General features: G+C 69.4%; 23 protein-coding genes. 4 read left to right on the forward strand and 19 right to left on the reverse strand.

All coding sequences use genetic code 11. From position 1 onward, the window contains the following. Nucleotides 1-132: 132 nt before the first annotated feature. Entirely contained in the window at nucleotides 133-1,122 is a 990-nt protein-coding gene (locus EV670_RS04040) for a HEAT repeat domain-containing protein (protein WP_165393228.1), read from the forward strand. Nucleotides 1,123-1,265: 143 nt separating this feature from the next. Here EV670_RS04040 and EV670_RS04045 read toward each other — a convergent pair whose 3' ends face one another. Then, nucleotides 1,266-1,754, reverse strand: a complete 489-nt coding sequence (locus EV670_RS04045) for a hypothetical protein (RefSeq protein WP_130430505.1) — start codon at nucleotides 1,752-1,754, stop codon at nucleotides 1,266-1,268. A gap of 53 nt (nucleotides 1,755-1,807) precedes the next feature. Between EV670_RS04045 and EV670_RS04050 the strand changes: the two genes are divergently transcribed. Continuing rightward, nucleotides 1,808-2,236 carry an META domain-containing protein gene (locus EV670_RS04050; RefSeq protein WP_130430506.1) on the forward strand — a complete coding sequence of 143 codons (429 nt, stop codon included), beginning with the start codon at nucleotides 1,808-1,810 and terminating at the stop codon, nucleotides 2,234-2,236. 28 nt (nucleotides 2,237-2,264) lie between these two features. On the opposite strand, the gene EV670_RS04055 is transcribed toward EV670_RS04050, so the two are convergent. From EV670_RS04055 to kynB, 5 genes are all read right to left on the reverse strand, one after another. After that, on the reverse strand, nucleotides 2,265-2,723 hold the full coding sequence (locus EV670_RS04055; RefSeq protein WP_130430507.1) for a VOC family protein: 459 nt from the start codon (nucleotides 2,721-2,723) through the stop codon (nucleotides 2,265-2,267). Nucleotides 2,724-2,803: 80 nt separating this feature from the next. Beyond that, complete coding sequence (locus EV670_RS04060; protein ID WP_130430508.1) at nucleotides 2,804-3,622, reverse strand: AraC family transcriptional regulator; 819 nt, start codon at nucleotides 3,620-3,622, stop codon at nucleotides 2,804-2,806. A gap of 16 nt (nucleotides 3,623-3,638) precedes the next feature. Then, nucleotides 3,639-4,487, reverse strand: coding sequence for a tryptophan 2,3-dioxygenase (gene kynA, locus EV670_RS04065; RefSeq protein ID WP_130430509.1), 849 nt, complete (start codon nucleotides 4,485-4,487; stop codon nucleotides 3,639-3,641). An 8-nt stretch (nucleotides 4,488-4,495) separates the two neighbouring features. Further along, nucleotides 4,496-5,785, reverse strand: coding sequence for a kynureninase (gene kynU / locus EV670_RS04070; RefSeq protein ID WP_423213560.1), 1,290 nt, complete (start codon nucleotides 5,783-5,785; stop codon nucleotides 4,496-4,498). Continuing rightward, nucleotides 5,782-6,408, reverse strand: coding sequence for an arylformamidase (gene kynB, locus EV670_RS04075; protein ID WP_130430510.1), 627 nt, complete (start codon nucleotides 6,406-6,408; stop codon nucleotides 5,782-5,784). Before kynB ends, kynU begins: the two co-directional genes overlap by 4 nt. A 231-nt stretch (nucleotides 6,409-6,639) precedes the next feature. Between kynB and EV670_RS04080 the strand changes: the two genes are divergently transcribed. After that, a complete protein-coding gene (locus EV670_RS04080; RefSeq protein WP_165393229.1) occupies nucleotides 6,640-9,105 on the forward strand; it encodes a penicillin acylase family protein in 2,466 nt (821 codons plus the stop codon). Nucleotides 9,106-9,155: 50 nt separating this feature from the next. Here EV670_RS04080 and EV670_RS04085 read toward each other — a convergent pair whose 3' ends face one another. From EV670_RS04085 to EV670_RS04100, 3 genes are all read right to left on the reverse strand, one after another. Beyond that, nucleotides 9,156-10,847 carry a di-heme oxidoredictase family protein gene (locus EV670_RS04085; RefSeq protein ID WP_423213561.1) on the reverse strand — a complete coding sequence of 564 codons (1,692 nt, stop codon included), beginning with the start codon at nucleotides 10,845-10,847 and terminating at the stop codon, nucleotides 9,156-9,158. Nucleotides 10,848-11,216: 369 nt separating this feature from the next. Then, nucleotides 11,217-12,209: a tripartite tricarboxylate transporter substrate-binding protein gene (locus EV670_RS04095; RefSeq protein ID WP_130430514.1), complete on the reverse strand. Its 993-nt coding sequence runs from the start codon at nucleotides 12,207-12,209 to the stop codon at nucleotides 11,217-11,219. 128 nt (nucleotides 12,210-12,337) lie between these two features. Continuing rightward, nucleotides 12,338-13,258: a LysR substrate-binding domain-containing protein gene (locus tag EV670_RS04100; protein WP_341274602.1), complete on the reverse strand. Its 921-nt coding sequence runs from the start codon at nucleotides 13,256-13,258 to the stop codon at nucleotides 12,338-12,340. A 108-nt stretch (nucleotides 13,259-13,366) separates the two neighbouring features. Here EV670_RS04100 and EV670_RS04105 point away from each other — a divergent pair, with 108 nt between their 5' ends. Then, a complete protein-coding gene (locus EV670_RS04105; RefSeq protein ID WP_130430515.1) occupies nucleotides 13,367-14,533 on the forward strand; it encodes a mandelate racemase/muconate lactonizing enzyme family protein in 1,167 nt (388 codons plus the stop codon). Between the two features lie 250 nt (nucleotides 14,534-14,783). On the opposite strand, the gene EV670_RS04110 is transcribed toward EV670_RS04105, so the two are convergent. From EV670_RS04110 to EV670_RS04155, 10 genes are all read right to left on the reverse strand, one after another. Next, complete coding sequence (locus tag EV670_RS04110; RefSeq protein WP_130430516.1) at nucleotides 14,784-15,824, reverse strand: MBL fold metallo-hydrolase; 1,041 nt, start codon at nucleotides 15,822-15,824, stop codon at nucleotides 14,784-14,786. Further along, a complete protein-coding gene (locus tag EV670_RS04115) occupies nucleotides 15,821-16,483 on the reverse strand; it encodes a peroxiredoxin (RefSeq protein ID WP_130430517.1) in 663 nt (220 codons plus the stop codon). Before EV670_RS04115 ends, EV670_RS04110 begins: the two co-directional genes overlap by 4 nt. Nucleotides 16,484-16,618: 135 nt before the next feature. After that, nucleotides 16,619-17,719 carry an AgmX/PglI C-terminal domain-containing protein gene (locus tag EV670_RS04120; RefSeq protein ID WP_242616825.1) on the reverse strand — a complete coding sequence of 367 codons (1,101 nt, stop codon included), beginning with the start codon at nucleotides 17,717-17,719 and terminating at the stop codon, nucleotides 16,619-16,621. Nucleotides 17,720-17,727: 8 nt separating this feature from the next. After that, nucleotides 17,728-18,222, reverse strand: coding sequence for an ExbD/TolR family protein (locus tag EV670_RS04125; RefSeq protein WP_130430519.1), 495 nt, complete (start codon nucleotides 18,220-18,222; stop codon nucleotides 17,728-17,730). Continuing rightward, entirely contained in the window at nucleotides 18,219-18,725 is a 507-nt protein-coding gene (locus tag EV670_RS04130; RefSeq protein WP_130430520.1) for an ExbD/TolR family protein, read from the reverse strand. The genes EV670_RS04125 and EV670_RS04130 overlap by 4 nt, the downstream gene beginning before the upstream one ends. Nucleotides 18,726-18,756: 31 nt before the next feature. Next, complete coding sequence (locus EV670_RS04135) at nucleotides 18,757-19,413, reverse strand: MotA/TolQ/ExbB proton channel family protein (protein WP_130430521.1); 657 nt, start codon at nucleotides 19,411-19,413, stop codon at nucleotides 18,757-18,759. Between the two features lie 32 nt (nucleotides 19,414-19,445). After that, nucleotides 19,446-19,778, reverse strand: coding sequence for a hypothetical protein (locus EV670_RS04140; protein ID WP_130430522.1), 333 nt, complete (start codon nucleotides 19,776-19,778; stop codon nucleotides 19,446-19,448). Further along, nucleotides 19,775-20,398, reverse strand: a complete 624-nt coding sequence (locus EV670_RS04145; protein WP_165393231.1) for a tetratricopeptide repeat protein — start codon at nucleotides 20,396-20,398, stop codon at nucleotides 19,775-19,777. The genes EV670_RS04140 and EV670_RS04145 overlap by 4 nt, the downstream gene beginning before the upstream one ends. 112 nt (nucleotides 20,399-20,510) lie before the next feature. Further along, nucleotides 20,511-23,405 (reverse strand): tetratricopeptide repeat protein, encoded by a 2,895-nt coding sequence (locus EV670_RS04150; protein WP_242616826.1) that lies wholly within the window; start codon nucleotides 23,403-23,405, stop codon nucleotides 20,511-20,513. Then, nucleotides 23,383-25,308 carry a hypothetical protein gene (locus tag EV670_RS04155; RefSeq protein WP_130430525.1) on the reverse strand — a complete coding sequence of 642 codons (1,926 nt, stop codon included), beginning with the start codon at nucleotides 25,306-25,308 and terminating at the stop codon, nucleotides 23,383-23,385. Before EV670_RS04155 ends, EV670_RS04150 begins: the two co-directional genes overlap by 23 nt. Nucleotides 25,309-25,312: the final 4 nt, after the last annotated feature.

Here is a 25,312-nt window from a genome sequence, read left to right on the forward strand (position 1 = left end):
GTGCGCTCGCTACCGACCCGCGGCGAGCGCCGATCGGCGCACTACAGTCGCGCCTGCCCGGCGGGCCTGCCCCGGCGGGCGCGGATCGCTCATGGTCCGCCAACGACAACGATCTTCGAGGGAGACTCTTCAGTGCACGTCAATCGCTACCTGCTCGGCCGGGCCGGGTTTGCTGCCGCTTGCGCGGCCCTGCTGTCGGCCTGCGCGCCGGCACACTACATCGTCAAGACGCCAGAGCCCTCGGGCCAGCGCTATGAAACCAGCGTCCAGGCGGCGCCGCCAAAGACCGAGTTGGCGCTGGCCGACCAGCGTCCGCCCAGCGATCGCGTCTTTTCCGCCGGCACGCTGCCAGCCGGCCTGAACACCGCCAGCGGTGCGATCGACCCGCCGGCCTACCTCGCGACGGCGCTGCAGCAGGAACTGGCTTCGCGCGGCCTGCCGGTCACGGTCGCCGCCGGCGCCACCGGCCAGCCACGGCTCGAACTGCGCACCTTCAAGATCCAGAACCACCGCAGCAACGGCTTTGCGCCCTTCGTGACCCTGACCTACCTGAGCGCCGACCTCGACACGCCGGCCGGCCGCAAGCGGGTGGCGGCCTTCGTCAAGCGCGGCAAGGTGCCGGTGATGAGCTTCGACGAGGTCATCGAGCCGACGCTGAACCAGCCGCTGTCGATCGCGGTCAAGGAGATCGCCAGCAAGGTCGCCAACGAGCTCTACGGCTATCGCGCCAGCGATGCGAAGGTCGACGCGCTGATCGCGCGCATCGGCGCCAAGCGTGATGCCGACACCTGGCTCGACGTCTACGCGCTCGGCTTTGCCAACAACCCGCGCTCGGTCGACACCCTGGTGCGCCTGGTCTCCGACGCCGACGAGAACGTGCGGCTGGCGGCGATCTCCTCGCTCGGCACGCTGCGCGCGAACGCCCAGCTCGAGATGCTGAAGTCGCTGTCGCAGAACAAGACTGCGGTCTGGGCCGATCGCGGCATGGCGCTCAAGTCGATCGGCGACCTCGGCAGCGACGAGGCGCGCGCCTTCCTGGCGGCCGAGGCCAAGCGCTGGGAAGGCCAGGGCTCGGGCAAAGAGGCGGCCTGGAACCTGCAGATCATCGGCCTCTACCGCTGAGCTCGTGGCGGCGTGAGGGCTCGAGCCTTCATGCTGCCAATGCCACCAGCATCGGCCCCCTGCATCGGGCGCATCGCCCAGCGACGATGCTGGCCCGGCGCAAAGGGCGTGCGAGCCCGTGGGTGGCGAAGGACGCGTCGCGGTCAGCGCGATGCGGCAGGCGGGACCGGCGCCGGGCTCGCCTGCAGCTGCAGCCACCGGCCCAGCATCAGTCCCAGGATCGCATGCCATGGCAGCAGCCAGAACGCGACCGGGTAGAGCCGAAAGAAGAACAGCAGGTTCAGCAGCGGCCGCCACAGCAGCACCGACAGCGCCACCGCCAGCGCGAGGTTGATCAGCCAGAAGCGCAGCGCAAAGCGCCACGCGCCGATCGGCGCTGCGCGTTCGAGTTGCGCGCGCAGGCTGCGCCGCTGCAGCCACCACGACGGCAGGTTCAGCAGGGCCGCCGCGGCCGCCAGCAACTGCACTGCCTGCCAGAACGGGGCGCCGAGGTTGTGCTTGCCCGGCTGGCTCCAGAGCCAGGCCACGGCCAGCAGGCACGCCAGGCACAGCGGCAAGCCCCATCGCAGGTAGCGTCGGTCGAAGTCGCGCAGCAAGGCTGCGGTCGGGTCGGCGACGGGCGAGGGATTCATCGGCACGGACGGGTGGCTTGCCCGGGTTGCGGCGGCCCGCTTATTCTCGGCCCATGAAGAAGCTCATCCTCCCCTTCGTGGCGGCGCTTGCCGTCGCCGCCTGCTCATCGACCATGGGGGGCAAGTCCGCCATGCTGAGTCTGGACAAGCTCAAGGGCACGAGCTGGGTCGCCAGCGAGGTCGATCCCGGCCGATCAGATGGGCGCAAGCCGACGGTGGTCTTTGGCGCCAAGGACGCGCCCGAGGTCACCGGCTTCGGTGGCTGCAACAACTTCTTCGGCGGCGCCAGGATGGACGGCGACAAGCTCAAGATCGGCCCGCTCGCGCAATCGATGATGATGTGCGAGGACGGCGCGATGAAGGCCGAGCGCACGATGCACCAGAAGCTCGACGCCACCCGTGGCGCCAGGATGGACGGCGACAAGCTGCTACTGGTCGATGAGGCCGGCGCGGTGCTGCTGAGGTTGTCGCCCGCGAAGTGATTGCGGGCCGCGGCGCCGGTCGCCGCGTTCAGCCCTCGAACATCGCCGTGTAGCGGCGTTGCATCTCCTCGGGACTGACCTCCTCGATCGAGTGACCGATCAGCCAGACATGGCCGAAGGGGTCCTTGATGCGGCCGCCGCGCTCGCCGTAGAAGGCATCCGACACCTCGCCCAGCGCGGTGGCGCCGGCGGCGATGGCGCTGGCGATCATCTGGTCGGCGTTGTCCACGTGCAGGTGGATGCGAACCGGCGGCAGCGCGCCGCCGCCTGGCGGGTGGATGTCGAACTCGGGAAAGGCGTCGGAGAGCATCAGCACCACCGGTCCGAGCTGCAACTCTGCGTGGCCGATGCGGCCCGAGGGCTCGACCAGGCGGAAGCGCTCGGTCGCGCCGAAGGCGCGGCGGTAGAACTCGATCGCCGCGGCGCTGTCGCTGACGCACAGGTAGGCGAAGACCTCGTGGATGGGGGAGGGGGCGGCCTCGGTCATGTGGATCTCCCGGGGAGAACGGTGGCGATGGCGCTCAGCATGCTGCGTGCCGTGGCCGCCGTCTTGCAGATTTTTCTGGGTCAGCCGCCGATCGCCACATGCGTCGGCCGGTCGCCGGCCACCGGACGGTAGGCCATGGGCGTGAGGCCGCCAAGGCGGCGGAACTCGTTGCTCAGGTGCGATTGATCGACGTAGCCGCCATCGAGTGCCAGCTCGGCGAGGCCGGCATCGTCGACGGCGGCCAGCCGCTGGACCAGGGTGTGAAAGCGCAGCACGCGGGCATAGCGCTTGGGCGTGAGCCCGACTGCATCGCGAAAGCGCGCGACGAAGCGCTGCGGCGAGCAGCCGACGGCCAATTGCACCGGCCCGACCTCGGCGCGTGTCGGCATGCTCGCAAAGAGCGCGAGTGCCTGCGCCACGACCGGATCGCCGGGACGGGCGCTTGCAAGTCGCCGATACAGCCAGGCTTCGAGCAGATCGAGTCGCGCCGCGGCGCCTGCGGTGTCCTGGAGTCGCTCGCGCAGCCTTGCGACCGCCGAACCCCACAGGGCATCGAGCGCGACCGTACGGCCGGCCAGTTCGCCCATCGGCACGCCGGCCAGGGCAGCGGCACCGCCGGCGCGAAAGCTGATGCCGACCACGCAGGCCGGCGCCGAGGTGTCGCGCAGCACCGGCGCATCGTGAACGCCCTGCCACAGCGCGTTGCCGATGCTGTTGCCGCAGCGATCGTCGATATCGGCAAAGCGCCGCAGCGGCGCCTCGTGCAGCGCGATGACCACGCTGTCGCAGCCGCTGGGCAGGATGCGCTCGCGCGCATGGACCAGTGCACCGCGCTCGCTGGCCCAAAGGCAGGCGACGACCGCGTCGAGCGGTGCTGCGGGCCGGCGCTGCAGGTACATGGCGGCGATCGTCGCGCTACAGGCTGGTGCGCAGCGTCCAGATCTCGGGGAACAGCACCACGTCGAGCATCTTGCGCAGGTAGCTGACGCCGCCGGTGCCGCCGGTGCCGCGCTTGAAGCCGATCACGCGCTCGACGGTGGTCACGTGGCGAAAGCGCCAGAGGCGGAAGGCGTCCTCGAGGTCGGTCAGTTCCTCGCCGAGCTGGTAGAGCTCCCAGTGCGCCTGCGGGTTGCGGTAGACCTGCAGCCAGGCCGCCTCGACACCGGCATCGGCCACGTAGACCTGCGACCAGTCGCGCTCCAGGTGGCTGGCCGGCACCGCGATGCCGCGCCGCGCCAGCAGCCGCAGCGCCTCGTCGTAGAGCGAGGGCGCGTGGAACGCGGCCTCGACCTCGGCCAGGCGCGCCGGCGCATGCGCATGCGGCTTGAGCATCGCCGCGTTCTTGTTGCCGAGGCTGAACTCGATGCAGCGGTACTGCCAGCTCTGGAAGCCGCTGCTCGGGCCGAGGTAGGGCCGCAGCGCGCTGTACTCGGGCGGCGTCATCGTCGCCAGCACGTCCCAGGCGTGGACCAGCTGCTCCATGATCTTGCTGACCCGCGCCAGCATCTTGAAGGCTTCGGGCAGATGATCGGCGGCGACCGCCGCGGTGGCCGCGCGCAGCTCGTGCAGCATCAGCTTCATCCACAGCTCGCTGGTCTGGTGCTGGATGATGAACAGCATCTCGTCGTGAGCCGGCGACAGCGGCTTCTGCGCGCCGAGCACCTGCTCCAGGCACAGGTAGTCGCCGTAGCTCATCGACTTGGAAAAGTCGAGCTGGGCGCGCTCCTCGCGCACGATGTCTTCGGGCTTGCTGGGGGTGTTCATGGTCGTGCTCAGGTCACTGCATTGCGCCGGTTGAACTCGGCGCGTTTCCACTCGCCGCTTTCGAGCACGGCGCGCAGATGCTCGACCGCATCCCAGGCCTCGACGAAGCGGGTGTAGAGCGGCGTGAAGCCGAAGCGCAGGATGTCGGGCACCTGCGCGTCGCCGGCGCGGAAGTCGCCGACCACGCCGCGCGCAATCAGCGCCTGCACGATGGCGTAGGCACCTTCGTCCCGGGCCAGGCAGACCTGGCTGCCGCGACGCGCCGGCTCGCGCGGCGAAACGAGCGTCAAGCCATGGCCGGTGCAGCGCTCTTCGACGAGGTTTGCGAACAGATCGGTCAAGGCCAGCGACTTGGCTCTCAGTGCCGCGAGGCCGCCGAGCGGCTCGGCCGCCAGCACGGTGTCGACGCCGCATTCGAGTGCGGCCATGCCGAGGATCGCCGGCGTGCCGCACAGATAACGCCCGATGCCCGGCGCCGGCCGATAGTCACTTGTGAACTCGAAGGGCGCCGCATGACCCATCCAGCCCGACAGCGGCTGCCAGAAGCGATCGGCATGGCGCGGGTGGGCCCAGACAAAGGCCGGCGCGCCGGGACCGCCGTTGAGGTACTTGTAGCCGCAGCCGATCGCGAAGTCGGCGTCGCAGTCCTTCAGCGCCACCGGCAACGCGCCGGCGCTGTGCGCCAGGTCCCAGACGGTGAGGGCGCCCACGCCATGCGCGGCCGCGGTCAGCGCCGCCATGTCGAGCAGCACGCCGGTGCGGTAGTTCACCTGCGTGAGCATCAGCACCGCGACCTCGGCCCCGGACTCGCCACCGAGCGCCGCGGGCAGCGCCTCGGGCGCGTCGACCAGTTTCAGCTCGAGGCCGAACTCGCGCGCCACGCTCTGCGCGATGTAGAGGTCGGTCGGGAAGTTGCTGCGCTCGGAGACGATCAGCCTGCGGCCCGGCCGGTCGGCGCGCTGCATCGCGCAGGCCGCGTGCAGCACCTTGTAGAGGTTGACCGAGGTCGAGTCGGCCGCCACCAGCTCGCCGGGGCCGACGCCGACCAGGCGCGCGATCTTGTCGCCGATGCGCCCGGGTTGCTCGATCCAGCCGGCGCTGTTCCAGCTCTCGATCAACTCGGTGCCCCATTCGTGCTCGACCACCTCGCGCAGCCGCTGCGAGGTGGCGGCCGGCAGCACGCCGAGCGAGTTGCCGTCGAGGTAGATGCGGCCTGGCGGCAGGCTGAAAGCCGCGCGCAGCGGCGCGAGCGGATCCTTGGCGTCGAGGGCAAGGGCCTGGTCTCTGGACATCGTCATGGCAGTTCTCGCAGGATGGCGCGCACCGGTGAGGCATCGGCCGTCGTGAGTTTGAGGGGCAGCGCGATCAGCTCGTAGTCGCCCTCGGCCACCTCGTCGAGCACCAGGTTCTCGAGCACGCGCAGGCCGCGCCGGCGGATCACCTGGTGACTGAGCAGCAGCTTGCTGTCAGCCGGGTCGATGCTCGCGGTGTCGATGCCGACCAACTGCACGCCGAGGTCGGCGAGCTGCTCGATCGTCTCGGGGGCGTAGGCGGCGAGGGCCTCGTCGAAGCGGTCGAGCGGTGCTCGTGCATAGGTGCGCACCAGCACCCGCGGCGGCAGGTCGGTCAGTGCATGCGCGATGTGTTCGGGCCGCACCAGGGGGCCGACGCCGATGGCATGGATCACGCGGCAGCGGCCGAGGAAGGGCTCGAGCGCGACCGCGCCGATGGTCGCGCCGTCGGCGTCGTAGTGCAGCGGCGCGTCGGCATGCGCGCCCACGTGCGGGCTAAGCGTGATCGCGCTGACGTTGACCGGGCAGCCGGGGCCGATGGTCGCCGCCCATTGCTGCGAGTAGGGCGTGTCGCCCGGAAAGACCGGCGCGCTGGCGCTGACCGGTGGCGAGATGTCCCAGAGCTTCATGGCGTGGGCGGGTGCGCTTTGCAGGGTGGGGCGCCGGTTGTAGCACCGCTGGCGCCGGCGTGGTGTCGGTCCGATCAAACAGTCGTGGGGAGGGGCCGGGGCCGCCTCTCAGGGCAAGCCCGATGCAGTGCCCGGCAACGACCGCGTATGGTCAATCTCCACCACGAGGCGAGCCGCCGCGATGCCTGCATCGCGCAGAGTGCGCCCACCAACCGCCGAGGAGCCTCGCTCATGTCTTCATCGATGGCATCACTGCGCCGCGGCGCGCTCGCGCTGGCGCTTGCCGGCGCGGGCCTGTTGCTCGCGGCCTGCTCGAACTCCGACTCCGATCCCGCCCCGCCGCCCGCGAGCTACTCGGCCACGATCCGCTACACCTCCTTCGGCGTGCCGCATGTCAAGGCCGACAACTTCAAGGGCGCCGGCTATGGCTATGGCTACGCCTTCGCCCGCGACAACATCTGCACCTTCGCCGAAGAGATCGTCACCTTGCACGGCGAGCGCTCCAAGGTCTTCGGCGAGGCCGGCGGCTACCTCGGGCAGCTCGGCGACCAGTGGGACAACATCTCCTCCGACTTCTTCTACAAGCTGCTGTTCACGCCGGCGCTGGCCGCGCGCGTGAAGGCGGCCTCGGGCCAGGATTCGCAGGACATCACCGCCGGCTTCGTCGCCGGCTACAACCGCTACCTGCGCGAGGTCGGCGCCGCCGGCCTGCCGGCCGAATGCAAGGGCGCGGACTGGGTCGTGCCGATGACCGAGGACGACGCCTACCTGCGCTACATGCAGGCGGCGATGGCCGGCAGCTCGATGGCCTTCATCCGGTCCATTGGCAGCGCACAACCGCCGGGGGTGGTCGTCGCTACGCGCACGCCGAAGGCCCGCGCTACGCAACTTGCCCAGAACGCAAAGGCGGCGAAGCCGCTGACGCTGGCCGCGCTGCAGAACTCGAGCATCGCGACCTCGCTGAAGGTCATCCAGGAGCATGTGATCGGCTCCAACGGTGTGGCGCTCGGCAAGGACGCCACCGAGAGCGGGGCCGGCATCGTGCTCGGCAACCCGCACTTTCCGTGGTGGGGCACGCTGCGGCTGAACCAGGTCCACATGACGGTGGCCTCGGCCGGCTACGACGTCTATGGCGCCACGCTGCTCGGCGTGCCGCTGCCGCTGATCGGCTTCAACAGCACGCTGGCCTGGACCCACACTTTCTCGACCGACAACCGCTTCACGCTGCGCGTGCTCACGCTCGATCCGACCGACGCCACGCGCTACGTCAAGGACGGTGTCTCCAAGCCACTGACCGCGGTGCCGCTGACCATCAGCGCCAAGCGCAGCGACGGTTCGCTGCACGACATCACGCGCACGCTCTACCTCAGCGAGTTCGGCCCGATGCTGGCCGATGCCGACTTTGCGTGGAGCGCCGGTTCGGCCTTCGCAATCCAGGACGCCAACTACGTCAACTACAAGCTGATCGACCAGGTCATCCTCAACGGCAAGGCCACCGACGTCGACTCGCTGCGCACCGCCGCCGCCACCTATGTGGCGATGCCCTGGGTCAACACGATGGCGGCCGACAAGGCCGGCAAGACGCTCTACGGCAACTTCTCGGTGGCCGCCAACGTGGCCGACGCGCAGATCGCCGGCTGCGTGCCGGGCGCGCCCTATCCCTTCCAGGACCTGATGAACAGCATCGGCCTGGTCGTGATGACCGGCAGCACCTCGCTGTGCGACTGGGCCGGCGGCGTCGGCGCCGCGCAGCGGCCGTGGGTCACGCGATCCGACTACATCCTCAACGCCAACGACAGCCACTGGTGGCCGCAGGCCACGACCTTCCTCTCCGGCTATCCCAAGATCATCGCCACCGGCCCCGATGCCGAGGCCATGGTGCAGGGCGAGCGCACCCGCAACGGCCACGCGATGGTGCGCGACCGGCTGGCCGGTGCCGACGGCCTGGCCGGCAACAAGTTCAACGTCGCCAACCTGCAGCAGCTCTACCTGCAGGGCCGCTTCTTCCGCGCCGAAAAATGGGTGCCCGAGTTCGTCGCGGCCTGCCTGGCCTCGGCCACCGCCTCGGCCGCGGCCAAGGACGCCTGCAGCGTGCTGCAGGGCTGGAACCTGCGCCACGGCATGCTGAGTTCGGGCGCCATCCTGTTCCGCGAGTTCTACGAACGGCTCGGCGAGCTGCGCGATCCCAAGTGGTGGGCCGTGCCCTACAGCGTGTCCGATCCGCTCGAGACGCCACGCGGCGCCGCCAGCACCGCCGCCGCGCTGGTCGAGCTCGAGGCGCTGGTGCTGACGCGCCAGTTCGACACCGCGCTCAAGCGCCGCGCACGGCCGATCGACAGCCAGCTCGTGATCCGCGGCGGCGTGCCGCAGCCGATTCCCGGTGGTCGCTACACCTTCAACAACTGGCGCGGCCAGAAGACCGAGTTCCCGCCGCTGTCCGGCAACTTCGCCTACCTGGCCGACCCGCTCAACAACCAGGGCGCCTACGGCAACAGCTACATGCAGTTCGTCACCTGGGACGCCAGCGGCCCGGTGGCCGAGGGCATGCTGACCTACGGCCAGTCCTCGCACGCCTCGAGCGAGCACTTCAACGACCTGACCCGCCTCTACTCGGCCGGGCAGTGGGCCAAGCTGCCCTACACCGACGCACAGATCACCGCCGACCCGAACTATCGGGTGGTGACGATCTCGGAGTAGGCGGGCGGCACGCGACGAGCGCAGGCGGCACGCCAACCGCTTGCGCGCATCTACAGCGAGCGCAGGAAGTTCAGCAGGTCCTGCTGCTCGCGGTCCGCCAGGGCGCCGAACTTCGAGACCACGCCATTGGCCTCGGAACCGTCGCTGCGGTGCGCCAGCACGGCCTGCTTCAGGTCGCTGGTGCGCCCATCGTGCAGGAAGAACAGGCGCTGGCCCAGGCCCCACAGCGGCGCGGTGCGGAACTCGCGCGCGCCGGCCTCGCCCTGCAAGATGCCATCGGCCAGGCCCGCGCCCATGTCGTGCAGCAGCAGGTCGGAATAGAGATTCACGTTCTTGTAGCGCAGCGCGGCCACCGACGCGTTGCCGGTGCGCAGGCTCGGCACATGGCACAGCGCGCAGCCCACGTTGGCGAACAAGGTCTTGCCGTTGGCGATCGAAGCGCTGCCGCCGGGCTGGTCGGTCGACGGGGTCGGCGGCGCCAGCAGGCGCATGAAGGCCGTGAACTTCTCGATCGAGCTGATGGCTTCGAGCGGCGTCGCCGCCTCCAGGTGGGTCACGCTGTTGGGCGAGTGGGTGTACTGGCAGGCCTCGGTCTCGTCGCGTTCGGTCGGGAACAGATCGTTGGTGATGCCCATCTCGACGTTGTAGGCCTCGCCCGAGAACACCAGCAGCGACTTGTTCTGCGCCTTCCAGCCGAAGCGGCCCAGCGTGCCGTCGTTGCCGTTCTTGTTCGGTTGCGCCGAGATGGCCTGCGCCGCCGGCATGATGTTGCCGCGGCCGCGGATGCCGAGGCTGCGCTTGGTGCTGGTGTTGCGGCCGAGGTTGGCCAGGATCTCGCCGTCGGGAATCAGCTCGATCAGCCCGGCGCCGAACAGCGGCGTCGGAATGCGGAAGATCACGTTGCCCGCGGCCATCGCGCCGGCAAAGTCGGGCTGCCTGACGCGGCAGTCACGCGCGTCGGTGCGCCCGGCCAGGGTGAACAGCGCATGCACGCCGCCATCGCGCTGGCCGTCGCTGCCCTTCACGAAGCGTGCTTCGCGCACCGGGCCCTTGAGCGTGATGAACGGCGGGACCACGTTGGTGGCGCTCAGCTTGCCGGCAAAGGCCACCTGTGGATTCACCGCAGGGCTGGTGCCGCCCATCGCGGGCTGCGAATGGCAGCCGCCGCAACTGTCGAGGTTCATCGTCGGGCCCAGTCCGTCCGAAGCCGACTCTTCCTCGATGAAGTCTTCCCTGCCGACCTGGAAGAGGGCCAACTCGAGCACGCTGAGCCCGGGCAGCGGCCCTCCTGCGCCGACCAGCGCGCCGCGCGGTCCCGGGTCGCGGGCACCGGAGCCGATCGCCGAGGTCGACACGAACTGCGATCTGTCGGCCTGCACCGCGGCGATCTGCGCACGTTGCTCCGATGCAGCCGCGGGCGCGGCCGCCGCGACATTGCTCGTTTCATCTTCCGTGGGGTTGCAGGCCGCCTGCAACAGGGCCAGCGACGACCAGCAAAGCCAACGTGCGTGCGTGTTCATGAGAGGGCCTCTTCTGCGGCGTGCGAGTGGGCAGTCGCGACAGAGAGCGGCCCTTATCGTGCGTGACGGGCCTCGAACGGTGCCGGGCTGTGTGACTGCGCGTAAAGCTAGTTGCGGCCGGCGGCGCGGGCGGGTGTAACGGTTTCGGTTGTAAGCACCGGTGCTGCCTCGATGCGCACTGCGCATGCAGGAGCGCGGGAACACTCGACGATCACGCCACATTTGCTGTCAAGAGACGCGCCGAAGACGCAGGGCTTACGCGTCGACACGCAATCGGCCCTGCAGAGCGCAAATGAGCTGACGCGAGGGTGTGCGGCAGGGGTCGCTTGATCGAGCCCAGGCGTGCCCTGGCTCGCCGGGTATCGGCAGCCTTCGACCCGTAGCTGACGTCCGCGGATGATGAATGCGGACGTTCACAGTTGGGCATTCGGACTCAACTGCATGACAGCCTCCCGTCGCTACGGTCATCGCAAGAGCGCGGCGCGTTTGCCCGTCGCTCAAGGCGCCTCAGATATCGGAAGCCCTGCGAGCGGGAAAGCGAGAAGCAGGCGCACTTCCGAGGAGTGGTGGAGATCGTGAAACGCGTCTTGGTCAGTCCGCGTAGGCACCAGCTGCCTTGATGACCGTTGCCCAGCGTGCCACTTCACCCTCGACAAACTTCTTGTGCGCCGCAGGCTCGAGCCGCGAATCGGTCACCACGCTGATGCCCAGCGCTTCCTGGCGCTTGATGAGTTCCGGGTCCTTGAGCGCCCCGCGAAGCGCCTCGTTCAGCTTCGCCAGCACCGGCACGGGTGTGTTGCGCGGCGCATAGAGGCCGTGCCAGACGGATACGCTGAAGTCGGTCAGGCCACTCTCCGCCAGCGTCGGCACGGCGGCCAAGGCGGGCAGCTTCATACGTTCCTTGCTGGTGACAGCAAACGCCTTCACCTTGCCGCCCTCGATCTGGGGCACCGCGTTCGTGGCCTGCTCGCACATCAGGTCCACCGTGCCGCCTATCAGATCGGTCATGGCTGGGCCCGTGCCCTTGTACGGCACGGTCGTCATCTCGGCCTTCAACGCGCTTTGCAGCATCAGGCCGCAGAGGTGCGAGGCAGAGCCGACGCCTGCATGCGCCAGGTTCACCTTGGTCGAATCTGTCGCGATCCACTTGCGGAGCTCGGCGAAGCTCGCAGCCGAAAGGGTCGTGCGGCCGATCAAGGTCGACGGCGCTTCGTTGATCAGCCCGAGGTATTCGAAGTCGTCTATGCCCTTGTAGGGCAGCTTGCGGTAGAGCGACGGTGCCGTCGCGAAGCCGATGTGGTGCACCAGCAGGGTGTAGCCATCGGCTGTCGCCGTCGCCACCTTGGCCGCGCCCAGCGTGCCACCCGCGCCGCCGACATTTTCGACGATGACGGTCTGGTTCAGCCGTTTGCGCAGGGCCTCGGCCAGATCACGGGCGATCTTGTCGCTGGGCCCGCCTGCAGCAAACGGGACAACCAGCGTCACCGGCTTCTCCGGGAACTCGGCGCGCGCAGTGCTTGCCGCGGCGAGAAGAACCACCGAGGCCATCGCGAGGCCCCACGCACGCCGATTGAGCTTGTCCATTTCTGTCTCCGAGTGGGCGCACCACTGAGGGCGCTGTGACTCGGATGATCATCGGCCGATTCGGCCAAGGCCAATGCCCGTTTTCTTGGCTTCGATGCTTTCAAAGCACCGCCGCCGCGTGCGCCGTCTCAGGCTGTCTGCGCTGCTGCGGTTGCGGAGTTCCAGAACGCCTCGGCGGCTTTGCCCACCTCGCCACGACGGCGGTACAGCCGAATCTCCAGATCGATGCGCCACTCGTCGGGCGCCGCGGCAACCAGTCTGCCGGTGGCAATGTCGTCACCCACGAGCAGTTGTGGGAGCCACGCCAGGCCGCGCTTGTCGAGCGCCATCGTCCGCAGCACCGAGGCCAGGTGCGCGGTCAAGGCCTGATGGACGTGCAGGCGATCCAGCGCCGGCCCTTTCAGTTCGCGCAGGATGCGGCCAAGCCCGGATTCCGCGCTGTAGCCGAGCCACTGCGTCGTGGCACCCTTGCCGCTGACCGGCAGGCCGTGCAGAGGCCGGCCGGCCTCGTCGGGCGCCGACACGGGCAGCAGTTCGTCGGAGCCGACGACCAGGCTCGGAAACTCGGCCACGTCCAGCGGACCCCGTACGCCGGGATGCGCGTGGGCCAGCATGAAATGCACTTGGTTCTGCGCAAGCAGCGCTGCGCACTTCTGCTGCGTGTCGGACATCAGTTGGAGTTGGCCCATCGACGAGTGGGCCTCCAGCGCATGCAGCCAGCGGGGCATGAAGGTGAACGACAGCGCGTGCGTGGCCGCGAATCGCAGCGCCGTCGAACTTGCTTCGGCGATCGCCCGCGCCTCGCCCGGGATGCCAGCCACGCGCGCCTGAAGATCCTGGGCCACGGTGCGGAACCACTCGCCGACTTCGGTCACCCGCGCCGGCTGCGAAGTGCGATCGAACAGGTCGGCGCCCAGCCACTCCTCCAGCGCGCGGATGCGGCGGCTGAACGCCGGCTGCGTCATGTGGCGATCAGCGGCGGCACGCGAGAAGTTGCCGGTGGCCGCCAGCGCCATGAAGTCGTCGATCCAGGACAGGTTCATCGACATGGCGGTGCTTTCCGGGCATCAAAGACGAGATAAACGGCATTGGGCAAGAGCGTCGTTGCCGACGATCATTTCGACACCGCAACCCCAACCGACCCGCAGGAGACACCCGTGAAGATCGTCGAGATTCGTGAGAGGACCATCCCCATCAGCTCTGCTATCCGCAACGCCTACATCGACTTTAGCAAGATGAACCTCAGCCTCGTGGCCGTCGTCACCGATGTGATCCGCGACGGCAAGCCGGTGGTGGGCTACGGCTTCAATTCCAACGGCCGCTATGGCCAGGGCAGCATGATGCGCGAGCGCTTCATCCCGCGCATCCTGGAGACGCCTGCCGACGATCTGATCGACGCCAGCGGCAAGAACCTGGATCCGCACAAGATCTGGGCAGCGATGTTCAGGAACGAGAAGCCGGGCGGCCATGGCGAGCGCTCGGTGGCCATCGGCACCATCGACATGGCGGTGTGGGATGCCGTCGCCAAGATCGAAGGCAAGCCGCTGTTCCAGCTGCTGTCTGATCGCTATGGCGACGGCAAGCCCAACCGCAAGATCTTCGTCTACGCCGCCGGCGGCTACTACTACCCCGGGCAGGACTACAAGAAGCTGCAGGACGAGATGAAGAGCTACATCGACCGCGGCTACACGGTGGTCAAGAAGAAGATCGGCGGCGCCTCGCTCGACGAAGACCTGCGCCGGATCGACGCCATCATGGAAGTGCTGCAGGACGGCCAGAAGCTGTGCGTGGATGCCAACGGCCGCTTCGATCTGGAGACCGCGATCGCTTATGCCAAGGCGCTGTCGCAGTACGACCTGTTCTGGTACGAAGAGCCGGGCGACCCGCTGGACTTCGAACTGCAGGCCACGCTACGCCAGTACTACAAGAACCCGATGGCCACCGGCGAGGACCTGTTCTCGATGCAGGACGCGCGCAACCTGATCCGCTATGGCGGCATGCGTCCCGACCGCGACTGGCTGCAGTTCGACTGCGCGCTCAGCTACGGCCTGGTCGAGTACCTGCGCACGCTGGAGATGCTGAAAGAGCACGGCTGGTCCCCCAGCCGCTGCATACCGCACGGCGGCCACCAGATGTCGCTGAACATCGCGGCCGGCTTGGGCCTGGGCGGCAACGAGTCTTACCCCGACCTGTTCCAGCCCTTCGGCGGATTCCCCGACGGCGTGAAGGTCGACAACAGCCACGTGACGCTGCCCGACCTGCCCGGCATCGGCTTCGAGGGCAAGGCCGACCTGTTCAAGGAAATGAAGGCCCTGTCGGCCTGAGCCTGGCGCCTCAGGCGTCGCTGCAGGGGCGCCTGCATCAAAACGGTCCCACCTGCCGCGCCGCGTGGTGTGGCGTGCAGCGTCCTGCCAGACCATGACAGCCGGGGGCCGACTTCGGGACCGAGGTGCGTCGTACCTCGTCGCGCCTGGACGGCAGTTGGTTGTCGCCCGCGACAGGCCGCTTTGCGTCTCCGGGACGAAGGTTTCTTCGTGGCCGCAAGCGGCCCTGCGCCTCGAGTGCGAAGTCGCCTCAGGCCCCCGGCCCCGCGCTGACCGGATACCCCGCCTCTAGCCACGCCTTCATGCCGCCGTCGAGTGCCGCCACGCGCTGGAAGCCCATCGAGCGCAGCGTGGCCGCGGCCAGCGTCGAGATGCGGCCGAACTCGCAGCAGGTGACGATGCGCGCGGTGGGGTCGGGGAGCTCGGCGTTGACGCGCAGTTCGAGCTGGCCGCGCGGCAGGAGCCGCGCGCCGGGGATGTGGCCGGCCTCGTAGGCGTCGCGCTCGCGCACGTCGAGCACGATCAGCTCGGTCGGCGCCGCCTGCACGCGCGACAGCAGTTCGGCCATCGCCATGAACGGCACGCTGGCGCTGGCCTCGGCCAGCATCTGCGCCACGGTCTTGCCGCCGCTCATGTTGGTGCGCAGCGCCTCGGTCAGGTGGGTCGGCATCGACAGGTCGAGCTGCCGCATCATCTGCACGAAGGCGGCCTTGTCGCGTTGCTGCAGGCGCGGGTTGGTGGCGAGTTCGTCGCCCAGGGTCGAGTGGCTGCGGCCCTTGTAGTCGTGCGCCGGGTAGACCTTCAGCGCCGGGTCGAGCCTGAGCAGGCGGCCGAACAGGCTCTCGAAGAGCGCCTCCGGATCGCCGGTCGGCAGATCGGTGCGGCCGGTGCCGCCGATCAGCAGCGTGTCGCCGGTGAAGACGCGGTCCTCGCACACCAGGCACATCGAGTCGACCGTGTGGCCGGGCGTGTGCAGCACCTGCAGTCGCAATTGCCCGAGCACGATCATCTCGCCGTCCTCGACGCGCATCTGCACGCCCGGCGCCGGGCTCGCGCGGTGCATCACGCTCAGCGCGCCGAGCTGCTCGGCGAGCTGGCGCGAGGCCGAGAAGTGGTCGGCGTGCGTGTGCGTGTCGATCACGAAGCGGATGCGCAGCCCGTCGCGCGCGGCCAGCGCCAGGTAGCGGTCGACCTGGCTCGCCTCGGGATCGATCAGCGCGCCGGCGCTGGTCTTCTCGCAGCCGACCAGGTAGGACTGGCAGCCACCGGTGGCGATCTGCTCGAAGATCACGGCTTGGGCTGCTTGACGATGCGCAGGTAGGGCTTGGGTGCCTTCCAGCCATCGGGGAACAGCGCCTTGGCGTCATCGTCCGAGACCGAGCCGGCGATGATCACGTCCTCGCCCTGTTTCCAGTTGACCGGCGTGGCGACCTTGTGCTTTGCGGTCATCTGCATCGAGTCGAGCACGCGCAGGATCTCGTCGAAGTTGCGCCCGGTGGTCATCGGGTAGGTCATCATCAGCTTGATCTTCTTGTCGGGGCCGATGACGAAGACCGAGCGCACGGTTGCGTTGGTGGCCGCCGTGCGGCCGTCGCAGCCACCGGCCTCGTCGGCCGGCAGCATGTTGTAGAGCTTGGCGACCGCGAGATCGGTGTCGCCGATCATCGGGTAGCGCGGCAGGTGGCCCTGGGTCTCCTCGATGTCCCGGGCCCAGCGCGCGTGGTTGTCGACCGGGTCGATCGACAGGCCGATCAGCTTGCAGTTGCGGCGCGTGAACTCGGGCTCGATGCCGGCCATGTAGCCGAGTTCGGTGGTGCAGACCGGGGTGAAGTCCTTCGGGTGCGAGAACAGGATCGCCCAGCCGTCGCCGATCCACTCGTGGAAGCGGATCTGGCCCTGGGTGGTGGTGGCGCTGAAATCGGGTGCGGTGTCGTTGATGCGTAGCGACATGGCTTCTCTCCTTCCGTGTGGGCGCGTCGGCGCCAGCCCGGCGCCCTGTCACGCAGGCCCCTCGGGAGTTTAAGCAGCTTGCCGCGAGCGCGTCGACGGCCTGGCGGCCATCGACGCTTCGCATCAATCAGGTCGTCACGACGGCAGGAAGTCCACCGGCCAGCTCACGACCATCACGTCCACGTCCTTGGCGCCGAAGTCGAACTGGCGGATGCGCGCCAGCAGCTTGGCCTCGAGCTCGCTTGCCTTGAGCTCGCTCGAGAGGATCTTCACCTCGACCACGTTGCCGCCGGGGGCGATCTTCAGCTCGAGCACGACCTTGCCCTGCAGCGCCGGGTCCTCGCGCAGCGCGCGGTTGTAGATCGCGTAGATCGCGCCCTTGTTGCGCTCGAAGACCAGCTTGATCTCCTCGATCGAGCGCGAGGCCTTGCCGCTGGCGCCCTTGCTGAGCGTGCCGCCGGCACCGCCGCCGCCAGCGCCGGTGCCGTCGCCGCTGCCCTTGCCGCCGCGCACGCCACCGCCGCCGTAGCCGCCGCCGCCACCGCCGCCGGCCGCGCCCTCGACCAGCGTCGTTGCACGGCCGGCGAGGCCGCCGCCACCGGTGTTGCGGCTGTAGGCGGCGGTGTTGATGCCGCCGCTGCCACCGGTCGCGTTGGAGGTGATCAGCGCGCGATCGGGCACGCCGGCCTCGGTGCCGGAGCCGACGCCGACACCGACCCCGGTGCCGACCCCGGCGCCCGGCTTGATGTCCTGCTTCAGTTGCACCGCGACCGGTGCACCGCGCAGTTCGGCCAGCTGGTCCGACATCGCGAGCAGGCCGACGCCGGCGGCCTTGCGCCGTGCGTTGTCGATGGCCACCTCGCCCGGCGCCTTGTTCGGCTGCGGGTTGCGTGCCTCGGGCGCGATCGCGGCCTTCGGCGGCTCGGGTCGCTTGGGGTCGGGCTTGGTGGCGCTGGGGCTCTTCTCGACCTCGGGCTTGGCGGCCTCAGGCTTGGCTGGCGCCGCTGCCACCGGTGGCGGCGGTGGAGGCAGTTCGCGTTCGAGCAGCAGCTTGGCATAGCGCGGCGGCAGCTCCTGCGCCTGCGTGCGGTCGATCTCGGGGCGTGGCATCAGCAGCATCGCCAGGCACAGGATCGTCACGCCGACCAGCACGCGGCCGAGGATGCGCTTGAACCGCGCCTCATCCTCGACCAGCGTCGCCCACGGCAGCACCTGCGGGCGGAAGGAGACGCTCATCGCGGCGCTCATACGCCGTCCCTCCGCCGCACCGCGAACGAGACGTCGCTGAAGTTGGCGCGTGCGCTGGAGTACATGACCTTGCGCAGCAGGCGGTACGGGATCGACTGGTCGCCCATGATCGTCACCGACTTGCTCTTGGCCTGGTTCTCGGCGCGCACCGCCTGGCGGCCGCCGAGCAGTTCGAGCTCGGCCTTGAGCGGCTCGATCAGGTCGTCGTTGCGCGCCATCACCTCGGCCACCGACGCCACCTTGCGGCCGTCGACCAGGATGTCCTGCTCGCTGACGATCACGACGATCGTCTCCTTGGGCGACTGCTCGGCGGTCGACGCCGGCAGCTTCACCGCCTTCGGGCTCGGCAGCAGTTCGACGCCCGAGGCGCCCGAGAGCAGGAAGAAGATCAGGATCGTGAAGATGTCGATCAGCGCCACGAGGTTCATGTCGAGCGCGGTGTTGTTGCGCGCCTTGCGCTCGGCGCGCTTCTGGAGCGGGGTCAGCTTCATCGTGCCGCCACCTTCTTGGGCACCGGCGCATCGCCGATCGAGATGTTCGGGAACAGCTCGTCGCGGATGATCTTCGGGCCCTGGGTCACGTAGGTGCTGCGCACGCTGTCCATCACCTTGACCAGCGCGTCGTAGGGCGTGTCGGGCTGGGCCAGGATCGTGGCCTCCAGCTCCTGCGGGTGCTCGCTCTTGAGCTGCACCATCAGCGCCGACAGCGTCGCCACGTCGTAGCCGCCGCCGGCCAGGTTGGGGATGCTCTGGCGCAGGCCGCCGATGCGGCCGCCAACGTCGATGCGCTCGGGCCAGAGCACCACCTCGAGCAGCAGCTTGTTCTCCTCCAGTTGGCCGGCGCCGCTCGACTGCGCGGGCAGCGTCAGCTCCAGCACCGCCAGCCGCGAGAACACCGCGGTCGACAGCAGGAACGGCACCAGCACCACGATCAGGTTGATGAAGGCCGTGATCTCCAGATGCGCGGCCTGCTTGCGCGGGCGTCGGACTCGCATGATCTTTACTCCTGAAGACGGGTGGGCTGCTTCAGCGTGCGGCCGGCGTCTGTTCGGCGCGCAGGCGCTGCACCAGGTTCAGGAAGCTGATCTTGGCGGCCTCGAGGCCGTCGACGATCTCGCTGGTCTTGGCCTGCAGGAAGGCGTGGATCAGCAGGAAGGGGATCGCGACCATCAGCGCGAATGCGGTGTTGTTCATCGCGATCGAGATCGAGGCCGACAGCAGCTCGGCCTTCTCGGCCGGGTTGACCTGCGCCACCGCGGTGAAGCCCTTGATCAGGCCGATGATGGTGCCGAGCAGGCCGACCAGCGTGATCACGTTGGCCAGCGTCGCGATGTAGTGGGTGCGCTTTTCCAGGCGCGGCACGATCTCCATCATGCCTTCCTCCATCGCGTTGTCGATGTCCTCGCGGCGGCCGGCGCTCTGCATGCGCGTCAGGCCGTAGTGGACGATCTTGCCCATCGCGGCGTCGCTCTTGGCGGTCACGCCGTGGACCTCCTTGAACTGGCCCTGCTGCAGCATCGGTTGCACCTTTGCCCAGAGCTGGCGGTTCTGGGTGCGCGTGCGGTTCAGGAAGATGAAGCGCTCGATCGCGATCGAGACGCCGATCGCCATGATCAGCAGGCTGGGGTAGATGAAAAGGCCAGAGTCCTGGAAGAACTTGACGGCGGTCTGGAATGCGTTCATCGCTGGTTACTCCGAAAGAAATTGGGGGCGGTTCATTTGCTGACTTGCGGCACGGCCGCGGGTGGCGCGACCGAGAGCGTATTGGCCTGGATCTGGTCGTTGTAGCGAAGCTGGCGCCGCAGCACGTCGCGATCGACCGGCGCCAGCGCCTCGTCGAGCACGCTCTGCCCCGGCCGGCCCGAGAGATCGCCGGCCTGCGGCTTCTTCCACGGCACGATGTAGAGCACCTTCGGCAGCTCGCGGTTGCCGATGATCTGGGTGCGGTCGATGTCCGCGCGGTCCTGGGCCAGGGCCGGCGCGGCCAGCGCCACCCACAGCGATGCCAGGCCTGCGAAGGCTAGCGCGGTCGACGGGGTCCTCGTCATGACTGCTCCTTCTTGCCGCTGACCACGCGCTGCGCGGGCGGCTTGCGGTTCTTGAGGTCGGCGATCCACTTGCCGACCTGCGGGTCCTTGTCGGTCGACAACGCGAGGTAGCGCTCGTAGAGCTCGAGCGCGCGCGCGCCGTCGCCGAGGTAGAGGTCGTGCAGGATGCCGAGGTTGAGCGTGGCGGCGGCATAGACCGGGTCGGCCTCGAGCGCGCGCTCGTAGGAAGCGCGCGCCTTGTCGAAGGCACCCTGCTGGCGATAGGCGATGCCGAGCTGGTTGAGGTACTGCGGCTGCTGCGGGCTGGCCTGCACCGCACGCTCGAGTTCGGCCACCGCCTCGGCGTCGCGGCCGGCCTGGCGATGGATCAGGCCGAGGTTCGCGTGCGGGCCGCCAAGCTCGGGGTGCGCCCGCGCGATCGCCATGAAGCCGCGCGCGGCCTCGTCGCTGCGGCCGGCGGCCAGCGCGCGGCGGGCGTCGTCGAAGGCGCGCTGGGTTTCGGGGCTGGGTGGTGCTGCTTGCGGCGCCGGCTGCGGCGCTGCAGCCGGCGTGGTGGCGGTGGCGTTGGCGACGGCGGCTGTCGGCTTTGGACCGGAAGCACAACCGGCGAGCGCGAGCACCAGCGCGGCAAGCAGAGTTTGGCCTGGCCAGCAGACGCGGTGGATCCGGCTCCGCCGGTCCACTCGCGTCGCCCCCTTCGAGGGGGAGGCGCCGCAGGCGCTGCGGGGGTGGTCAACGGATCGCATCAATGACTCCTTCGCTGCGTTCGGCCTTGCCGTAGCGCACCGGCCGCAGCACGGCCAGTGCCTTGAAGCTGCTGCGCACCCACGGGTCGTAGACGCCCTCGGCGGCGCGGCGCGCGTTGGTCTCGTGCAGCTCGATCGCCTTCTCCTCGAAGGGGAAGGCCTGCTCCTCGAGCAGCACGTCGTACTGCTCGAGCTCGACCTTCGACAGCTTCTTCGGCCGCTGCGAGGTGAGCAGCGCCTTGCCGAAGTCCTGGTAGACCGCGGCGGTCTGGTAGGTCGAGGCGGTGGTGACCTCGGCCACGCCGTAGTCGGCGGCGACCGCGTAGGCCTTGAGCACCTCTTCCATGCGCGCCTTCTTCAGCTTGAGGTTCTTCGCCAGCGGTTCGACCAGCGCGACCTTGCGGTACTCGTCGAAGGCCGGCGCGGCCATCGCCAGCGCCGCGGTGGCACCGAGCGTGCGGCTGCGCGGCGTGCGGGCGCTGCCGGCGCCCTGGTCGGCCTGGAAGATCTCCTTCTGCAGCGCCAGCTCGCGCGCGGCGTTGCCGTCCAGCTTGGCGAGCCTGGCCATGTGCGAGCGCGCCTCGAGCGCCGGCTCGAAGGGCTGGGGGTATTGCTTGAGATAGCGCTCCCAGGCCTTGGTCGCGGCCGCGCGCGAGCCCGACTTCAGGCTCGCCTTCTCGTGCAGCTCGGCCGCCTGCCAGAGCGACTCGCGCGCCAGCCGCGGGTCCTTGCTGGTGGCCGCGACGCGCTCGAACTCGCCCGCCGCCTGCGACCAGTTGCCCTGCTCGAGGTAGACCAGCGCCAGCTTCGGCCCGACCTCGTCCTTCAACGCATGATTCGGGTAGCGCTGGCGGAAGTCTTCCAGCGTGCGCGCGGCGCCATCCCAGTCCTTGAGGCCGATCAGCGCGGCCGCCGCGTCGTACTGCGCGGTGGCACGCACCGCCGATGCCGGCGCGACGCTGGCGATGCGCGCGAAGTGGTCCACCGCGTCGCGTGCCTTGCCCTCGGCGCGGGCCTGCTCGCCCTGCTTGTATACCGAGGCCGCGAGGCGTTCGACCAGCTCGTTGCGGCCGGCGTCCTTCTCGGGCGTCAGCGCCAGCACCTCGGCGTAGCTCTTCTCCGCCTCGGCGAAGGCGCCGCGCTCGAAGGCCGTGTGCGCGAGCACCGTCCACGCCACGCGCTTCTGCGCCGGCGCGGCGGGCGGGGCCAGCGCCAGCACCTGTCGCGCGACTGTGGCCGCGCCTTCGCCGTCCTTCAGTGCGTAGAGCCGTTCGGCGGCGTTGGTCAGCACGCTGCCGGTGCGCGGGTCGGTCGGGTTGGCCTTGGCAAAGCGGAGCGCGCTCTCGACGCCGGTCTTCTGCAACGCCGGCAACTCGGCGGCCGCGGTCTGCTTTTCCTGCGCCGCGTAAGCCAGCAGCGCGGCGTAGCCGGCATCGGCGCTCTTGGCATGACGCGGGTAGCCGTAGGCGCTCTTCTCGTACTCGGTCGCGGCCTCGAGGAACTGCTTGTCCTCGAACAGCAGCTCGGCGAGAAGGAAGTTGCTGGTCGCGGCCTCGGGCTCGTTCGGGAACGAGACCAGGTAGCTGCGGTACCAGCGCACCGCCTCCTGCACGTCGGCCTTGGCGTGGCTCTTCTGAGCCGTTGCGTGATAGTGGCGCGCCAGTTCGGCCAGGTGGGTCTTGACCAGCGGTTGCGCCTTGCTCCAACCCTGCGGATTGGCGCGTCGGAACTCGCCATCGACGCCGTAGCGCGAGACGTAGTCCTTCTTGGCCTCGAGCGCCAGCGTGGCAAAGCCCTGGGCCTGGTAGATCTCGATCACGCGCGCCTGCAGCACCGGCGCCTGCGCGTGCAAGGGCTGGCGGCGCGCGAAGGCGCCGAAGGTGTCGGCGGCGTCCTTGGTGCGGTCCTGCTTGATGTAGAGCTCGCCGAGCTGCTGGTAGACGCGGAACTCGTAGCGCTTGCGGGCCGGGCTGTCGATGTAGGGCGGGATCGACTCCGCGCCCTGCAGGTTCGCCAGGCTCAGGCTGGTGACGCGGAAGGTGTCTTCGACCAGCTCGCGGTCGGCGCGGCTGAGGCCGGGCAGGGCGTCGAGCCCGCCCTCGGCCTCGGCGGCCGGACCGAGGTCGGCGACCTTGATGTCGAGTACGCCGAAGAAGGACTTCAGCCCCTCCTCGAGCTGGCCCTGCTTGAACAGCGACCAGCCCTGCATGTAGAGCGCGCGGTCGCGGTAGCGGTTGCCGGCCTCGCCCTTGAGCACCAGCGTGTAGGCCTGCTGGGCGCGCGCGTAGTCGCGCGTCGTGAACAGCAGTTCGCCGCGACGGAACTGGGCCTCGTCGCGCAGCGCGGTCTGCGGGTATTCGACGACCAGGCGGTCGAGCGTGCGCAGCGCCGCCTCGAGTTCGCCGCCCTGTTCCTGCGCGCGCGCGAGCTGGTAGAGCACGCGGTCGTTGCCCTGGGCCTTGGGATAGGCGAGCAGGTAGGCCTGGTAGCGCGCAATCGCGGCGCGGTAGTCGGGCGCGCCGCTGGGCAGCTGGGTGCCGGCGCCTTCCTTGCCGTCGGCCAGGCGGCGGTCGACGCTGTCCATCTCGAGGTCGCCCAGGCGCTTCATCGCCTCGGCCCGCTGCGGCGCCGAGGGCGCCACTTCGAGGAACTTCCTGTAGGCCGCGATCGCCTTCTCTTCGCTGCCCTCGATGCCCTTGTCGGGCGCCACCTCGACCTTGCGTCCGGCCAGGCTCTTGAGCGTGGGCTCGGTGTCGGGCTTGGCGGCGCGCTTACCGCTGCCGGCGCAGCCCGCGAGCGTGCCGACCAGCAGGGCGGCGACGAGGCTCGCGATCAATGGCCGCAGCGGCGATGGCGGACTATTGCTTGGCCGCATGTTCATCGCTCTTGTTCTGGGTGGCGCGGTCCTGCAACTGGGCGACCGCGAAGCGGGCCTGGGTGCCGTAGACCGCGAGCCGCTCCTGCTGCTGCCGGAGTTCGGCGACCGCGATGTCCTCGACCTGGCGCTGCTGTTCGCGGCTGAGGGCGGCCACGCGCGGGTTGAGGGCCTTGATGCGGCGGTCGAGCTCGGCGATGCGGGCCGCGAATTTCTCGAAGCGCAGTGGCTCCTCGACCTGTGCCTTGGCGAGCGCGGCATCGCGCTGCGTGGCCTCGGCCAGCGCGGTGTCGGTCGCGGCCAGCGCGCGCTTGGCGTCCCAGAACTTCTCGGGATGCTGCTGCGCCAGCTGCCAGGTCAGCGCACCCGAGACGCGGCGCAGGCGCTCGGCGGCGTCGGCGGCCTCGGGCGCGGGCAGGGTGGCGGTCGCGGCCTTCAGGTTCTGGCCGGCGTCGTCGATGCGCGTCTTCTGCGCACGCTGCTGCGGGTTGGCAAAGGCCACGCCGTCGGCGTCGGTCTCGGCCTTGACCAGCTCGCCGGCGAGCGACTCGCGGCGCTGCTGCAATGCAGGCAGCCCGCTGTCCTTGGCCTGCTCGCGCACCTTCGGCAGCCGCTCGGCGAAGGCCTGGCGCCGGTTGGCGAGCATGTCGCCGAAGACGCCGAGCTTGTCCTGCCAGCTCTGGAGATTGCCGGCGAGGAAGCGCAGGTCGCGATAGTTCTTGAAAGCTTCCTGGAACTCGTGGCCGGCCATCAGCGGCGCCAGATGCGAGGCATGGGGCAGCTCGGGCAGGGCCTTGAGGGTCCAGAACCAGCCCATCTCCTGGCCCGGGTTGCTGTCGAGCAGCGCGTTCATCAGCTTGCCGCCGCGAACGGCGGCGATCGATTCGTCGAGCGCCTTGCCCTCCTGGGCGAAGGCGGCGAGCGCCTCGTTGTAGCGGTCGAGCGACTGGCCGTAGGCGCCGAGCTCGGCCAGCGCGTAGGGCAGCGCGATGCGGGCCTCGAGCACCGCCGCGTCGCTGGCGTCGCGGCCGCCGAGCTCGGTCCAGGGCACCAGCGCCAGCTTCGGCTGCTTCTGCGCCGCCGCGGCCCAGCCGAAGCCGAGCAGCGCCTTGTTCGACTGCGGGCCGTTCAGTCGCACCCGCTCGAGGTAGTTGCGCGCGTCCTGCGGCCGCTCGTCCTTGAGCGCGGCAAAGCCGAGCGCGACGTTGGCCTTGTCGCGCAGCGCGCGGAACTCCTCGCCGGCGAAGGCCTTGGTGGCGCTGAGCCGGCCGACCTCGTCGAGCACCTTGGTGCCGCGCTCGGTCTCGCCGCTGCGAAGCAGCGCGACGCCGAGGTTGTAGCGCGCGTAGAGCCCGGCGCCGCTGGTCGGCGGGATGGCGGCGAGCACCTTGGCGGCGCCGGCGTCGTCGCCGCTGGCCAGCATCACGTTGGCGCGCAGCAGGCCGCGCTCTTCCTCGAGCGCCGGCGGCAGCGCGCCGCCGATGCGGTCGAGCGCGGCCGCGGCATCGGCCAGGAAGCCGCGCTGGTAGCGGATCTTGGCCAGGTAGAACCAGGCCCGGTCCTGCACCTTGGGCGGCGCGCCGCGCTCGATGAGCTGGGCAAAGATCTGGCCGGCCTCGCGGTGCAGACCGTAGGACAGCAGCAGGCCGCCGCGCAGGATCTCGGCCTCGTCGGCATGCTGCGCGACGCGGTCGAAATGCTGCGAGACCATCAGGCTGGTCAGCGACTCGAAGTATTGGTCCTGGAAGAAATGGAACAGGCCGTCGCCGTAGTGCGGGTCCTTGATCACGTGCTGCGGCTGGGCCGGCGGCGCGGCGCTCGCCGGCACCGCGGCGCCGAGCAGCGACGCCACGGCAACCGCGCCGGCCAGTCGCCGCGCGATCGCGTTCAGGGAGAATTTCCGGTCCATGCCG

The organism is Rivibacter subsaxonicus (assembly GCF_004217215.1).
GTDB lineage: Bacteria > Pseudomonadota > Gammaproteobacteria > Burkholderiales > Burkholderiaceae_C > Rivibacter > Rivibacter subsaxonicus.